This window comes from Sphingomonas zeicaulis (assembly GCF_050433225.1).
GTDB classification, from domain to species: domain Bacteria; phylum Pseudomonadota; class Alphaproteobacteria; order Sphingomonadales; family Sphingomonadaceae; genus Sphingomonas_D; species Sphingomonas_D zeicaulis.
Map to the genome: position 1 here is coordinate 273,895 of NZ_JBNPXQ010000006.1, position 13,398 is coordinate 287,292.

16 protein-coding genes are annotated in these 13,398 nt (G+C 63.6%); 10 read left to right on the forward strand and 6 right to left on the reverse strand.

Annotated features, from left to right (window positions below):
• Nucleotides 1–60: 60 nt before the first annotated feature.
• From FHS96_RS19830 to FHS96_RS19840, 3 genes are all read right to left on the reverse strand, one after another.
• Nucleotides 61–852: a glucose 1-dehydrogenase gene (locus tag FHS96_RS19830; RefSeq protein WP_429595689.1), complete on the reverse strand. Its 792-nt coding sequence runs from the start codon at nt 850–852 to the stop codon at nt 61–63.
• A 252-nt stretch (nt 853–1,104) separates the two neighbouring features.
• Nucleotides 1,105–2,460, reverse strand: a complete 1,356-nt coding sequence (locus FHS96_RS19835; protein WP_429595958.1) for a cation:proton antiporter — start codon at nt 2,458–2,460, stop codon at nt 1,105–1,107.
• Nucleotides 2,461–3,082: 622 nt separating this feature from the next.
• A complete protein-coding gene (locus tag FHS96_RS19840) occupies nt 3,083–3,652 on the reverse strand; it encodes a DUF4142 domain-containing protein (protein WP_429595691.1) in 570 nt (189 codons plus the stop codon).
• A 165-nt stretch (nt 3,653–3,817) separates the two neighbouring features.
• Between FHS96_RS19840 and FHS96_RS19845 the strand changes: the two genes are divergently transcribed.
• Complete coding sequence (locus tag FHS96_RS19845; RefSeq protein WP_429595694.1) at nt 3,818–4,246, forward strand: DUF3597 domain-containing protein; 429 nt, start codon at nt 3,818–3,820, stop codon at nt 4,244–4,246.
• Nucleotides 4,247–4,498: 252 nt separating this feature from the next.
• On the opposite strand, the gene FHS96_RS19850 is transcribed toward FHS96_RS19845, so the two are convergent.
• A complete protein-coding gene (locus tag FHS96_RS19850) occupies nt 4,499–4,702 on the reverse strand; it encodes a hypothetical protein (RefSeq protein WP_429595697.1) in 204 nt (67 codons plus the stop codon).
• Between the two features lie 548 nt (nt 4,703–5,250).
• On the opposite strand from FHS96_RS19850, the gene FHS96_RS19855 reads away from it, so the two are divergent.
• A complete protein-coding gene (locus FHS96_RS19855; RefSeq protein ID WP_429595700.1) occupies nt 5,251–5,685 on the forward strand; it encodes a response regulator transcription factor in 435 nt (144 codons plus the stop codon).
• Nucleotides 5,686–5,699: 14 nt separating this feature from the next.
• Here FHS96_RS19855 and FHS96_RS19860 read toward each other — a convergent pair whose 3' ends face one another.
• Complete coding sequence (locus FHS96_RS19860) at nt 5,700–6,059, reverse strand: GIY-YIG nuclease family protein (RefSeq protein WP_429595702.1); 360 nt, start codon at nt 6,057–6,059, stop codon at nt 5,700–5,702.
• A 328-nt stretch (nt 6,060–6,387) separates the two neighbouring features.
• On the opposite strand from FHS96_RS19860, the gene FHS96_RS19865 reads away from it, so the two are divergent.
• The 6 genes from FHS96_RS19865 to FHS96_RS19890 all read left to right on the forward strand — a co-directional run bounded on the left by FHS96_RS19865 (nt 6,388) and on the right by FHS96_RS19890 (nt 10,601).
• Nucleotides 6,388–7,260, forward strand: coding sequence for a metallophosphoesterase family protein (locus tag FHS96_RS19865; RefSeq protein ID WP_429595705.1), 873 nt, complete (start codon nt 6,388–6,390; stop codon nt 7,258–7,260).
• 153 nt (nt 7,261–7,413) lie between these two features.
• Entirely contained in the window at nt 7,414–7,710 is a 297-nt protein-coding gene (locus tag FHS96_RS19870) for an EthD family reductase (protein WP_429595708.1), read from the forward strand.
• A gap of 82 nt (nt 7,711–7,792) precedes the next feature.
• A complete protein-coding gene (bdcA, locus tag FHS96_RS19875; RefSeq protein ID WP_429595711.1) occupies nt 7,793–8,506 on the forward strand; it encodes an SDR family oxidoreductase in 714 nt (237 codons plus the stop codon).
• A 263-nt stretch (nt 8,507–8,769) separates the two neighbouring features.
• Nucleotides 8,770–9,273 carry a sigma-70 family RNA polymerase sigma factor gene (locus FHS96_RS19880; RefSeq protein ID WP_429595961.1) on the forward strand — a complete coding sequence of 168 codons (504 nt, stop codon included), beginning with the start codon at nt 8,770–8,772 and terminating at the stop codon, nt 9,271–9,273.
• Nucleotides 9,263–9,904 carry an NrsF family protein gene (locus FHS96_RS19885; protein ID WP_429595714.1) on the forward strand — a complete coding sequence of 214 codons (642 nt, stop codon included), beginning with the start codon at nt 9,263–9,265 and terminating at the stop codon, nt 9,902–9,904. The genes FHS96_RS19880 and FHS96_RS19885 overlap by 11 nt, the downstream gene beginning before the upstream one ends.
• Before the next feature lie 115 nt (nt 9,905–10,019).
• Nucleotides 10,020–10,601, forward strand: a complete 582-nt coding sequence (locus tag FHS96_RS19890) for a DUF308 domain-containing protein (RefSeq protein WP_429595717.1) — start codon at nt 10,020–10,022, stop codon at nt 10,599–10,601.
• A gap of 37 nt (nt 10,602–10,638) precedes the next feature.
• Here FHS96_RS19890 and FHS96_RS19895 read toward each other — a convergent pair whose 3' ends face one another.
• Nucleotides 10,639–11,499, reverse strand: coding sequence for a LysR family transcriptional regulator (locus tag FHS96_RS19895; protein ID WP_429595720.1), 861 nt, complete (start codon nt 11,497–11,499; stop codon nt 10,639–10,641).
• A 111-nt stretch (nt 11,500–11,610) separates the two neighbouring features.
• On the opposite strand from FHS96_RS19895, the gene FHS96_RS19900 reads away from it, so the two are divergent.
• Both FHS96_RS19900 and FHS96_RS19905 read left to right on the forward strand, forming a co-directional pair.
• On the forward strand, nt 11,611–12,435 hold the full coding sequence (locus FHS96_RS19900; protein WP_429595723.1) for an oxidoreductase: 825 nt from the start codon (nt 11,611–11,613) through the stop codon (nt 12,433–12,435).
• Between the two features lie 49 nt (nt 12,436–12,484).
• The gene (locus FHS96_RS19905; RefSeq protein ID WP_429595726.1) at nt 12,485–13,333 is read left to right on the forward strand and encodes an alpha/beta fold hydrolase; all 849 of its coding nucleotides are present in this window, start codon (nt 12,485–12,487) and stop codon (nt 13,331–13,333) included.
• The last annotated feature ends 65 nt before the right edge of the window (nt 13,334–13,398 follow it).

Below are 13,398 nucleotides of genomic sequence, written 5' to 3' on the forward strand. Positions count from 1 at the left end.
CTCCTGGCAAGGCTCAGTTGTTCGCGGCCGGACGCTTTGTTTCGGTCGGTCGTGCCGACGTCAGAGGAAGGGATTGCCGCCGGTCACTGCGATCGTCGCGCCCGAGGTGTAGCTCGATTCATCGGAGGCGAGCATGACATAGGCGGATGCGAGTTCGCTGGGTTGCGCCGGGCGACCCAGGGGTACGTCCTTGCCGAAACTCTCGACCTGGTCCTCCGGCATGGTCGAAGGGATCAGTGGGGTCCAAACAGGCCCCGGCGCCACGCAATTCACCCGGACGCCTTTCTCGCCGAGCAGTTGAGCCAGACCACCGGTGAAGTTGTGGATCGCGCCCTTGGTGGTGGCGTAGGGCAGCAAAGTCGGTCGCGGCTTGTCGGCATTGATCGAGGTCGTGTTTATGATTGACGCTCCTTTGGCCATGTGCGGGAGCGCTGCCTTGGCGAGATAGAACATCGCATGGATGTTGACCGCAAAGGTCCTTTCCCATTCCGCATCAGATATGTCTGTAAGCTCGGTATAGGTCATCTGATGCGCCGCGTTGTTGACCAGCACGTCGATGCGTCCGAACGCCTCCACCGCGCGGGAGATGATCGTTCGGCAATGGTCCGCATCGGCGATATCGCCGGCCACGAGGACGGCCTCGCGCCCAGCCGCGCGGACCAGCCGAGCCGTATCCTCGGCATCGGCCTCTTCGTTCAGATAGGAGATCAGAACGTCTGCGCCTTCCCGCGCGAAAGCGATAGCGACTGCACGGCCGATGCCGCTGTCACCACCCGTTATGATCGCCTTCTTGCCGGTCAGCCTGCCGGAGCCACGATAGCTGTCTTCGCCATGGTCGGGGAGCGGGTTCATTCGTCCGGTCTCCCCGGGCACGGGCTGCTGCTGCCTTGGCAATGGCGGGCGAACGTGCTGCGCAGCGTGGTCCTCGCTCATACTCTGTCTCCTGATCGCTGAGCATGTCTATCGCGCGGCCCGCCGCCGGGTTCCCGGTTCTCACTTAGATCAGTCCAATACGTCGATTCGTCGCTCATGGCGTCCACTCTTACCGTCGGTCTCGGGGCGAGCGGCGCCGCGGCAGCGGCCCGTCGATCGCTGATGAGGATTTCACGCCTTGTTGCGGCCGACTGGAACATCCGCTTGCTGACGCGGCTCTCCCTCGTTTTCGGCCGCGGGCCCTTGCAGCCCGGGTGGTGGAATCGGTGCGTCAGGATCGCGGCCGTGAGTCTGGTCCAGCATGCGCATCATCGGTGTCACCGTCAGTCCGTGGAGCAGGATCGAAAGCAGCACCACCAATCCGACGATCGCCCACAACCGGTTGCCGTTCGCAAAGGGGAAATGATTGAGACCGTAGGCGAGATAATAGACCGATCCAACGCCGCGGATGCCAAAGAAAGCGATCATCATCTTCTCGCGCTTGTCGGCAGGAAAGCCAGCCAGCCCCAGCAGTCCGCATAATGGGCGGACGAGCAGCAGGATCGCCAGCGCCGCCGCAAATTCGGCCCAACCGATCGGTTGCGTCAGTCCCGCGACAACCGCACCGCCGAGGAGCAGCAGCAAGATCATCATCGTGATACGTTCGACCTGCTCGGTGATCGCGTGCATGTCGTGATGGAAATCATGGGCGCGGTGCGAGGCACGCAATGTCAGCGCGGTGACGAACACCGCGAGAAAGCCGTAGCACTGGATGATTTCGGTGAGGCCATAAGACACGAGCGTTGCCGCGATCGCGATCAATCCGTCACCTGTCTGGGCCAGCTTTGATTCGGCCGGAATATGAAAGGTAAGCCAGCCGAAGACCCGTCCGACCAGCCAGCCGCCCGCGACACCGGCCCCAACTTCCCAGACGACGGCGTGCATGAACCACTGCTCCACCCACGGCGAACCGCTTGCCGCGGACACACCCAATACCAGCGCCAGGTTTACGAAAGGAAAGGCGAACCCGTCATTGAGCCCGGCCTCGGCAGTCAGGCCGAAGCGAACCTCGTCTTCCTCGCCGCTGCGCGGCGGCCCCACCTGGACATCGGCCGCCAGCACCGGATCGGTCGGCGCGAGCGCGGCTCCCAGCAGCAGCGCCGCGGGCAGAGGTAGGCCGAGCAGCCATATGCCGATCGCAGTGATCGCGGCGATGCTGAGCGGCATGGTGACCGCGAGCAACCGCCACGCTACCGCCCAGCGGCGGATGCTGAACACCCTGTCGAGCTTCAGTCCGGCCCCCATCAGCGCGATGATGACGACGAACTCGGAGAACCGCTCCGTAAGGACAGGATAAAGTTGGGGCAGCGGCCGCATACCGACCTGCGGGAGGGCGAAGATGGCGGCACCGAGTGTGACGCAGACGATCGGCAATGACAGCGGCAAGCGTCTTAACGCCAGCGGCAACCACGCAACCAGCGCGACCAGGACGCCGACGCCCGTCAGCACGAGAATGTAGGGATCGGGGGGCCAGTGAAACGCGGGCATGATTGCCAAACGACACGGATCGTCAAGCGTTCACCCGCTTCCCAACAATCGCCCGCCAATGGCGCATGGCGTTCGGGACGTCGGCTGAACTTGAAGGCGCGATCGCGGCCGCGATCGCATGCTCCAGGAAGCGCCGCGCTCGATCACGAGCATGATCGTGGGGCGTAACGTTGCATGAGTCCGACTGGCTGAGATCGACGGAACCGGACGAATTACATGCTTGATGTTAAGCCGTGGAACTCCTGGTTTCCGATGTCATTGCCAATATATCGGGTCGAGTGAGCGGACATCGTCCAGCGCTGCGCCGATGCACGATATTGGTGAGGGGAAGCAATGCGTCATTGGCAGTGCTGGCTGGCGCATCGTTGGATGGTGTGGAGCTTGTATAGGTGGCCATATCCGGCACAATATCGCCGATCATGTTCTCGTTGCGGCAAGGCTGAAACGCGCGTTGACCTTGGCTGATCGAGCCTCTTGATCTTCCAGGTGCTAGCGATCGCTACCAAATCGTACTTCCACGACCGTGATTTTTTGATATTCGCCCAGCCTGCAGATCGTCAGGCCCGGCGGCCGCCCGGCCTGGCGGTGTAAATGCCGGCGCGCCGCCGGTCCGGGACGAGGGTTATGGCTTCAGCGTCTTCGCCATGTTCAGGTGCGCGGTGACGATTGGGGTCATCGCCTTGGCGAATTCGCCAAGCGGAGCGCTGTCGGGCTTCGCTGCATAGGTGCGAAGGCCGTCGAGCGTAACCTGGTGCGCCGCAACCTGGTCGGCGGCATAGGCCTGATCGAACGCCGCGCCCGTTTTGGCGCGAAGCGCATCGAGCTTTTGCTGTTGCTCCGGCGTCAGCGTGGGATCGGGAGTGATCGCCGGCGAAGCCGTCGCAGCCGCCGCCTGGAGCTTGGCGGTGGATTCACCATGGGCTTTGATCATCGATCGGGCGAATGTCTTGATCGCGTTCGCACTGCCCTTTTCCAGCGCCAGATTGGCGGCGGCGATCTCATAGGCATCGCTGGAGGCAACCGTGCTGGCGAAGGCCTGGCCCGGGGCGATGGCCGCTTGCGGCGCCGCCTCCACGGGTGCAGCGACATTGTCGGGGGCTTCAATCGCCGGTGCCTGTGCATTCTCGGTCTTGGAGCCGCATCCCCCCAGCACGAGCATCATGGCCGAAACCGCCATCGTGGTCCTCATCATCGTCACTCTCCTTTGCGACAGCCCTGGCTGCGCAAGGTAACGTGCCGCTGGTGACGGTCGTTCCCCACCTCAACCGGCGGCAGGAGCTTTCGTCGCCGTCCAACGTTCTTTCGGACGAACCCGGGCCGCCCTGCGAGGAGGCTCTCTGTCATCGGAAGGACGAACATGAGCATCTTCGGCAGCATAGTCGACAAGATCTTCCATTCGAAGAAGGCCGCGCCTGCTGCTCCGCGCCCCGCCCAGGCGCCGCCGACGGCCGCGCCGGTGCCGCAAGCGCCTGTGCCGGCGGCACCTCCCCCGCCCGCCGCCGCGCCCGCGCCGGTCGCAGTGAGCGCCGTTGATGTCGAGGCCGTGTTGAACGAAATGGCGAAGATGAAGGACGGCGGTGGCGGCAATTGGCGCACCTCGATCGTCGATCTGCTGCGCTTGCTCGACCTTGAAACCAGTCTTGCTGCGCGACGCGAGCTGGCCGACGAATTGGGCGTCCATGCCGGCGATCACGGTTCTGCCGAGCAGAATATCGCGCTTCACAAGGCGGTGATGCGCAAGCTTGCAGACAATGGCGGCATCGTTCCGGAGAGTCTCCGCGACTGATCCGGCAGCGCGTGGCGGACATCGCACGGCGCCGCGGAAGATATGCTGATGGGGGAAGAGCAGGACGCGGCCCGTGCGCCAGCCGACAGACCGCCATCGGGGCCGCTGCTAGCTGGCGTCGGCCAGCCGGCGGATCAACCAGCGCCAGGAGCGGCTGGCTGCCAAACCTCATGGTGAGCTACCCAAGCCAGCCTGGCCGAAGGTTGCTATGGCGGGCGCCTGACGCAGGCGCGGTGACTCCCGTCAGACTCGTCAACGCCTGCGCCGCAGGCTCAGGCTCCACAAGATGATTGCTGCTGCGGTCATTACGGCGCTGAGGCACCCGGCAAAGAACGGGATCAAACCGTCCATCTCATCGAACGCTCGCGCTCCAGTGGCGGTGAACAACCCAAAGACGCAGAACGCAGCCAGCGCAAAGGCAATCAGCAGCAAAACCAGCGCGGCGCGTGTCAGCATATGTCGACCACCGCTGTGGCTCTCACCCCGCATCATCTTTCGGAACCTACCACAGCACGCCAAGGACAGTCATCTCCGAATGCGAGAGCCGCCGGCAGTCCTGCGAGGTCGGCCCCGACGAAGCGCAAATGCACTTTTTACTTTTATCAAGGCGTGGCGGAATTGCCCTAAGTGATTGATTGGTCGATCGGCGCGTAACCGGAGACTGAGCTGAGTGGGGAAGCTTACCTCTGAGCCCGGGACGATCTCGACTTTGAAGAAGTGATCATGCGACGTCGGATGTCCGTAGCTTTGGTGATACGAAATCATCTTGTGCGCGAGGGCCTCCATCGCCTCATGGACAACGCCTGGACGGTGATATCGAAAAGTTCGCTGCTCTATCTGCTCGACGCCGGGGATCGCGCTTCTGACATCATCCTGCTGAGCATAATATATGTTGCTGACGAAGATTGCTCAGTGTTGTCGGACGTGCGTGTTCATAATCCGCGCGCGCCAAGGTCGTCCTTAACGGGCACCGTTTTACCGATCTTCAGCATCTCGCCAATGTCGTGAATGCAGGCGCTTGGGGATATATCAGCAGTAAAACGCCCTTTTCTTCGCTGCGGGCCCAGATCGAGCTGGTGGCCTTGGGAGACAAGGTTTTCCCCGCCGAGTTGATCGGCGCGCTTGCCGCAACTCGCTCGATTGACACGGAAAATGGTCTTGTTTCGGCGCTCACCGAACATGAGCGCCAAGTCCTTTCCGGCATGGGATATGGTCTGCCGACGAAAGACATCGCGACGTCGACCGGTATCACCGAAACGCGGGTGAAGCCCGTCACCCAGGCGCTCTGTCGCAAGCTGCGCGTCAAAAACAGAACACAGGCGGCTCTGATGGCCCGGGAGCACGGATGGCTGTCGGCACAGGACGATGTTGCAGCGCGCTTCGAAGCTCGAGAAGCGCAGAAGGCGGCCCCGTCCGCTATAGGGTGGGGAGCGGCGTAGAAGATGCGGTCGGATCAATGGCCGCCTTCGACCCAGCCGATCCCGGCATGGCGAAACGCTTCGGCGAGGGCCGCCTCGAGTTCGATGGCTTCCCAACCATGCATCGGGTTCAGGTGGGCGACGAGTTCCGGAAGAAGGCGCACGCCGTAACGACGCACGGCGCGGCTCGCCTTGTAGCCGGTTTTGTGCTGGTCGAAGCGCCAATCGGGATCGCGCGCGGTCTGGCCGACATACAGGCCCAACGGCTCGGGATGCGCTGCGCGACTAAGCAGCACGACATAAACGCTATGGCTAGCGCGCGGCATCCCCTGCGTGGTTGCGCCGAAAGCACGGGCCACCGTTGCGGCCCGCGCCAGCCATTCCGCCTCATCCATGCCAGGCCGGGCGCGTCATCGCATCAGTCCTCTTCGGCCTCCACATCTTCCTTAGCCTCGGGGTTGGTCCCCTGCGCCTCGGCAGGTGGCCAGTAGACGGTGAACTATTTGAGCGGCTCCTCGTCCTTGTCGAAGACAGCCATCTAACGGTTCCTGGAGAAGGTGGGTGGTGCTGCAGATTCGGCGGCTTATCACAGCCATCGCCCGCACTGGTGCATGAACGTCACCTGCAGGCCGCGACAGCCGGCGGTCGCGTCGTCGTCGGTCGACGCTGTTGCTCGCCGCCCGGCACCGATGAACCAGTTCCCGACTTCATCGTTCAGCAACTATGGCCCGTATCGCGCACCTCTCCGACCTGCACTTCGGTGCCCATGATCCCAAGATTGTCGCAGCAACCGAAGCCTGGCTGCAGGAGCGTCGGCCCGACCTGGTGATCGTCAGCGGCGACTTCACCCAGCGCGCGCGGGTCGATCAGTTCCGCGAGGCGTCGGCCTATCTCAATCGCCTGCGCGCGGCAGGCTTCCGCACATTGGTCGTGCCTGGAAATCACGACGTACCGCTCTACGACGTGTTCCGCCGTTTCGGAGCGCCGCTGGACCGCTATGAGCGCTTCATCGACAATGATCTCGCGCCCTGGTTCGAGAATGACGAGGTTGCGGTGCTCGGGATCAACACTGCGCGCTCGCTGACGATCAAGGACGGACGGATCAATCATGAACAGATCGCGATGATCCACCAGCGCTTTCGCGCGGTCGCTTCGTCGAAGACGCGGATCCTGGTCACCCATCACCCCCTTTACGCTCTGCCGATCGGTGAGGGCGGCGAACTGACCGAGGCTGTCGGCCGTCACCGGGACGCGATCAAGGCAGTCTGCGAAGCGGGCGTGCACCTTGCCCTAGCGGGGCATTTCCACCGCACTTACGCAGAGTCGGCGCGCAGGATGGTGGAGAATGCCGGCTCCGCGCTCGTCGTGCAGGCCGGCACGGCGACCTCCACGCGGCTGCGCAACAGCGAGTTGCAGAGCTTCAATTGGATTCACGCCCATCGCAACGACGAGGTGGAGGTGCAGGTCATCGCCTGGGACGGCAGCGGCTTCCGCCGCGGCAGCCATGAGCGTTTCACATATTGCGAGCAGGGCTGGGTTGTCGAGGCTCTGACCGAGGAGGCCGAACAGGCGCGTCGTCGCGCTGTCGCCATGTAGGACGGCTCATTTTTCCGCTGAACATCAAGGTTTTGCCCAGCCGCGACGGGGGTGAAAGCCCGACAACAGCCGGTGAAGCTCTCGCAGTTTTGAACAGAGAGCGTTCAATGCTGTAAGTTTACGATCATTATCGATCGGTTCAGATGCTTGCCGATGGCACATGCAACACTGATCGTCACGTGCAGCGGCGGCACCTACTTCGATCGCGATCACTACGTCGACGTCCACCTGCCGTTGGCGCTCGCCTGCTGGCAGCAGCATGGGCTGGAAAGCGCCTCCGCCTTTTTCCCCCGTGCCGCCGGCGCTGATGTTGCCGTGGGCATCTACCGGTTCCGCGACAAGGACGCGCTTCATGCCGCGCTCGCATCGGCCGCGACGGAGGCTGTGATGGCCGACGTTCCGCGCTTCACGGATGCGACGGTGTTTCGAACCCTCGGCACGCCGCTTTGATCGTGCGGAGCGCCATGTCAGATCAAGCCGAGCGCAAGCGGTGCCCGGCGATCGACTTCTTTTCTTCAACCGCAGGACAAGCATGATGGAATTCTCTGATCGCAAGGTGTTCGTCGTCGGCGGGAGCCGCGGCATCGGTGCCGCGATCGTGCGGCGGTTCGCCGCTGCCGGTGCGACCGTGGTGTTTACCTACGCCGCCTCCGCTGACGCGGCGGACCAACTCGCCATCGAGACCGGCGCGCGGGCGCTCCAGGCGGATGCAGGCTCGCGCGACGAGTTGATCGGCGCGGTCGGTAACGCCGGGCCAATCGACATCTTCGTCTATAATGCCGGTCTGTTGGTGTTCGGCGATCCATTTACGCTCGATGCCGACGAGGTCGACCGTATGATCGACGTCAATGTGCGGGGCGCCTATTTCGGCAGCGTAGAGGCGGCGCGCCTGATGCCCGAAGGTGGCCGCATCCTCGTCATCGGTTCCGACACCGCTGACAGCATGCCGTTCCCGGGACTTGCCGCATATGTGCTGACCAAGGCGGCGGTGCAGGGCATGGCGCGCGGTCTGGCACGTGACCTGGGTCCGCGCGACATCACGGTCAACGTGATCCAGCCTGGTCCGACCGATACCGACATGAACCCGGCCGACGGTCCGCGCGCGGCTGGCATGCTCGAGCCGATGGCGATCAAGCGCTACGGCACCGCCGACGAAGTCGCGAGCCTCACTCTTTATCTGGCCGGAACGCAGGCACGCGGGATTACAGGCGCCATGCACACGATCGATGGCGGCTTTGCCGCCTGAGGCCGGGCCGTTCCCCCCGACAGCCAAGCGGAGGATGCTGAAATGGACGATCAGCCTCATAATGTGAACGTCGCCTATCGAGACACCACCGAAACCCACATGCAGAAAAATTCGAGATCGAGTGACCAGGATCGGGTACCGCGCGAATAAAGGTCATGCGCTCGGACTTCTTCTCGAGATTGATCTCAAAGCCCGCTCAGGGCGCGACACGGGTCAGCCATGAGCGGCCGGCTATGCCGGCGCCCGACGGCTGGGGCAGCCTGATGGCGGCGGCGCAGGACGGGCACGGCGGCGCCTATCGGCGACTGCTCGGCGAGGTTTCCGAGTGGCTCACGCGCTATTTCCAGCGCCGCTTGCCGCCGGGCGACGTGGACGACGCCGTCCAGGAGACGCTGCTCGCGATCCATCGGCGGCGCCACACTTATGATCCGCGCTATCCACTGGGGCCGTGGCTCGCCGCCATTGCCAAGAACAAGTGGGTCGACCAACTGCGCAGCCTGGCGCGCCGACCCATGGACGAGTTGCCGGAGGAGATGGCCGTGGGCGATCACGAGGCTTCGGTGGTCAGCAGCTCGGTTTTGGCCAGCCTGCTCGGCGAGCTCCGCCCTGCGCAGGCCCAGGCGATCCTGCTGGTCAAAGTGCACGGCTACAGCGTGGAGGAAGCATCGGGTCAGACCGGCCTCTCCCCCTCCGCCGTGAAGATGAACATTCACCGTGGGCTCGCACGCCTGACGGCAATCATTGAGAAGACCCCCGATGTCGAATGAATCCCTGATCGTCCACCTGTCATCGGATCTCGCGCCCGTGCAGCGCCGCAGCATGTTGCGCGAAGGGGGGCTCGTCCTCGCGATCGGCGCAGCCGAGCTCGCGCTCTTCCTGAGCTTGGGCGTCATGCGGCCGGACATCAGCCATATGGCCGGCTCGCCGTATCTGCTGTGGCGCTTGGGAAGCCTTGGCCTGCTCGCTGTGATTTCGTGCGTGCTGGCGATCCGGTCCTTCTCGCCGACGGCACAGCCGCGCCGGGGGCTGGCGCTCGCCTGCGCTCTTGCGGTCGCAGCCATCGCCGTTGGCGCATTCGTCACGCCCAACGGTGTGAGTGAGCGCGAACTGCTCGATCGCATCAATCCAGCCAGCGGCGTGCTTTGCGCCGCGTCGATAATCGTGCTCTCTCTGCCGATTTTGGCGCTGCTCGGCGTCGTGATGCGGAGGGCCGCACCGACCCAGCCGAGGCTGAGCGCGCTTGCCTCCGGCATCGCCGCCGGTGCCTGCGGAGCGTTTTTCTTCGCCTTTTGCTGTCCCTTCAACGACCCGCTTTACGTGGTCGTCTGGTACTCCGTGGGGTGCGCCGCCGTGGCGACTGCAGCACGATGGCGCCTGCCGAGACGCTTCTGTCTCTAACCAGATCCGACGCGGCAAATCACGCGCCGCGCACCGCCTGACCCGGCCATCGCCGACCCATCCGGATTTCCCGGAACGGGAAACGTGCGCCTGCTTCACTGAAAGGAACCATGCCATGACGACCACCACCGACGCGAAGTCTCCGAACCGGGACTGGCTCAAGACCTACTATTATCTTCGCTTCGCGATCTCCGCGGTCTGGGTCGCGCTCGCTTTCACGGTTGCGAAGGCCATGCCGCCCGTGGCTGCGGCGATGCTCGTCGCCTATCCGGCCTGGGACGCGCTGGCGAACTATCTTGACGCCCGCCGGAGCGGCGGCCTGATCAGGAACAAGAGCCAGATGCTCAACTTCGTCATCAGCGTTGTGGCCACCGTCGCCGTCGCCTCGACCCTGCCGCAGGGGATGCACGCGGTCCTCCAGATCTTCGGCGTGTGGGCGGTTCTTTCCGGCCTGTTCCAGCTCCTCACCGGGGTACGGCGCTGGAAGTTCTATGGTGCGCAATGGGCAATGATCCTGAGCGGCGCCCAGTCGGGGCTTGCTGGGGCGCACATGCTGAGCAAGGCCGCTGGCACAGCGCCCGTTAGCATCGCCGACATTGCCCCCTACGCCGCCTTCGGCGCCTTCTACTTCCTCATCTCCGCGGTATCGCTGACCATCAGCGCTACGCGCCGGCGCTCAAAGGCGGTTGCGGCCTGACGCACATCCCGGCCTCTCCGGCGCAGAAGCCCGCACATCATGCGGTCGCGTTTACGAGATGGTTCGATACCATTGAGATGAACGCGCGAAGTCGCCGGAGTCGCCGCAGATCCCGGTGATATCCCATCCAGACGTCTCGCGCTGGAGGCTGCAGCGGCAGTTCCAGTCGGCGGATGCCCGGGATCTGATTGCCGACCACGCGGGGCAGGACGGCGAGGCCGACACCTTGCCGGCACATGTGGCCCTGGACGTTGCGGTTGTTCGATTGCAGGACCGGCCTTGCGTTGGGGAAGTTCTCGGTGAGCCACGCGATGTCAGGGAATTGGCCGGTGGATGTGTCATGGGTGATCAGCCGAAGACCGGTGCCGTCGCCCAATCGGGGATCGGCGGCCTCCTCGGCGATGTAGACGCCATATTCGAGCCTGAAGAGTCGCCGCTGGACGACGTCGGCAGTGTCGAACGGAACGATGCGAAAGGCGATGTCGGCTTCGCGTTGAGCAAGGTTGAACAGTCTCGTGCCCGTCAGGATCTCTACGTCGACGTTAGGGTAGGTCTTTGCGAATTCCGCCAGGATGGGAGGAAGGACATAGGCCCCGAACCAGTCCGCTGACGAAATTCGGAGGCTGCCCTTGAGATCCTGCTCCTGCCCAGCGAGCCGGCGCTCCATGGCCAGGGCGCCTTCCTCCATCTGCTCGGCGAGCGCGATGATCCCGTGGCCCTCGTCGGTCAGAACGAGACCGTCCGCAGTGCGCTGGAAGAGCGTGTGACCGATCGCCTGCTCAAGCGCGCGAAGGCGCCTGCCGACGGTCGGATGGCTTGTCTGAAGGGCGCGCGCGGCACCGCCGAGCGTGCCGGCGCGCGCGACAGCGAGAAAGATCCTGACGTCACTCCATTCCATCTGAATCACCCGCACAAATCTGAACGCCGGGAATACTGTAATGTTAGTTCAAGAACAAATCTGAGAACCTAGATTTCTGTCATCTTCTGGAAACGGTTTGGAGAAGAAGTAGTGAAGACGTGGCTCATAACGGGCTGTTCAAGCGGCTTCGGTCGCACGCTCGCGCTTGCTGCAGCCGAGCGCGGCGATCGGGTCATCGCGACGGCTCGCGATATCAGGACGATCGAGACCATGGCCGCGCCATTCGGCGACCGCATGATCACCTTGCCACTCGACGTGACCGATGCGGGGGCAGCCAGGGCAGCGGTCGCAACCGCGGTGGAGACATTCGGCGGGTTCGACGTGCTCGTGAATAATGCCGGCTACGCCCTGTTCGGCGCGATCGAGGAAGGTACGCCCGAGGAATATCGAGCGATGTTCGAAGTCAACGTCTTCGGTCTGATCGAAACCACCAGGGCCGCGCTGCCGGTTCTGCGGCGTTCTGGCGGCACGATCGTCAACATGTCGTCCGGTGCGGGCATCGAGGGGCGCGGCGGCGGCGGTTACTACCACGCCGCCAAGTTCGCCGTGGAAGGGATTTCCGAAGCGCTTGCCGGTGAGCTCGGGTCGTTTGGCATCCGCGTGCTGATCGTCGAACCCGGGCCGTTTCGTACCGACTTCCTCGGCCGTTCGATCGCAATGACAGGCAGGGAAATGCCGGAATACGCCGCGAGCTCGCGCAAGACTTATCGCGAGGCCAACAATGGCAATCAGGCGGGTGATCCCGACAAGGCGGTCGCGGTCATCCTGCAGGCGGTCGATGCCGATGACGCCCCGCTTCATCTGCCCCTCGGCCCGAATGCGCACGCGATTGCCGAGCGGAAGCTCGCTGCCTTCCGCAACGATATCGACGCCTGGCGTGACATCACGATCGCCACCGATTTCGACCAGAGCTGAGCGCCGCCGGCAATTCTGTTTGAAGCCAACATCCAACGGAAAATCGACGATGACCGCAACTGTCGAAGGGTTTACCCAGCAATTGGTGCCGGTGAATGGCATCAAGATCAACGCCGTTACCGGAGGCTCAGGCCCGCCGATCCTGCTGATTCACGGGTGGCCGGAAACATGGTGGGAATGGCATAAGGTGATGCCGTTGCTGGCGGAAAACTTCAGCGTGGTGGCCATCGATCTTCGCGGCGCGGGCTTTTCCGACTGCCCGCAGGGCGGCTATGACAAGGCGACGATGGCGTGCGACGCGCACGAAGTGATGGTCGCCCTTGGGCATGAACGCTACGCCGTGTGCGGCCATGACATCGGGGGAATGGTCGCCTTGCCGCAGGCAGCCGCCTATCGGCAGGCTGTTACCCACTTGGCTATCCTCGACGTTCCGCTTCCCGGCTGGACCGGATGGGAGGCAACGACCGCAAGGCTCTGGCACTTCGGCTTCCATATGAACCGGGACCTGCCCGAGCGCCTGATCCATGGCCGTGAATACGACTATATCTCGGCCTTCATGTCCGAGCGGTTCTACGATCACGGCACCTTCAATCCGGCGGACATCGAAATCTATGCCAGGATGATGGCGCTTCCTGGCCGCACTCGCGGTGGCATGGAATGGTATCGGACCCTTACCACCGATCATGCGGCTGCCCTCGAATACAAGAAGCAACCGCTTGAGATACCGGTGCTAGGTCTCGGTGGAGATCAGCGCTTCGGCGCGCAGATGGTGCCGATGCTCAAGGAATTCGCCGGCAATGTCACGGGCGGCTCGCTTGCACGGTGCGGCCACTATGTCGCGGATGAGCGGCCGGATGAAGTCGCAGCCGCGCTGATCGGCTTCCTCGACGCCAATTGAAAATGGGCGCCGGGCCTTCGCGGCCCGGGCGGATGCGAGACCGCGGGTGAACCGCGCCGCGGTCG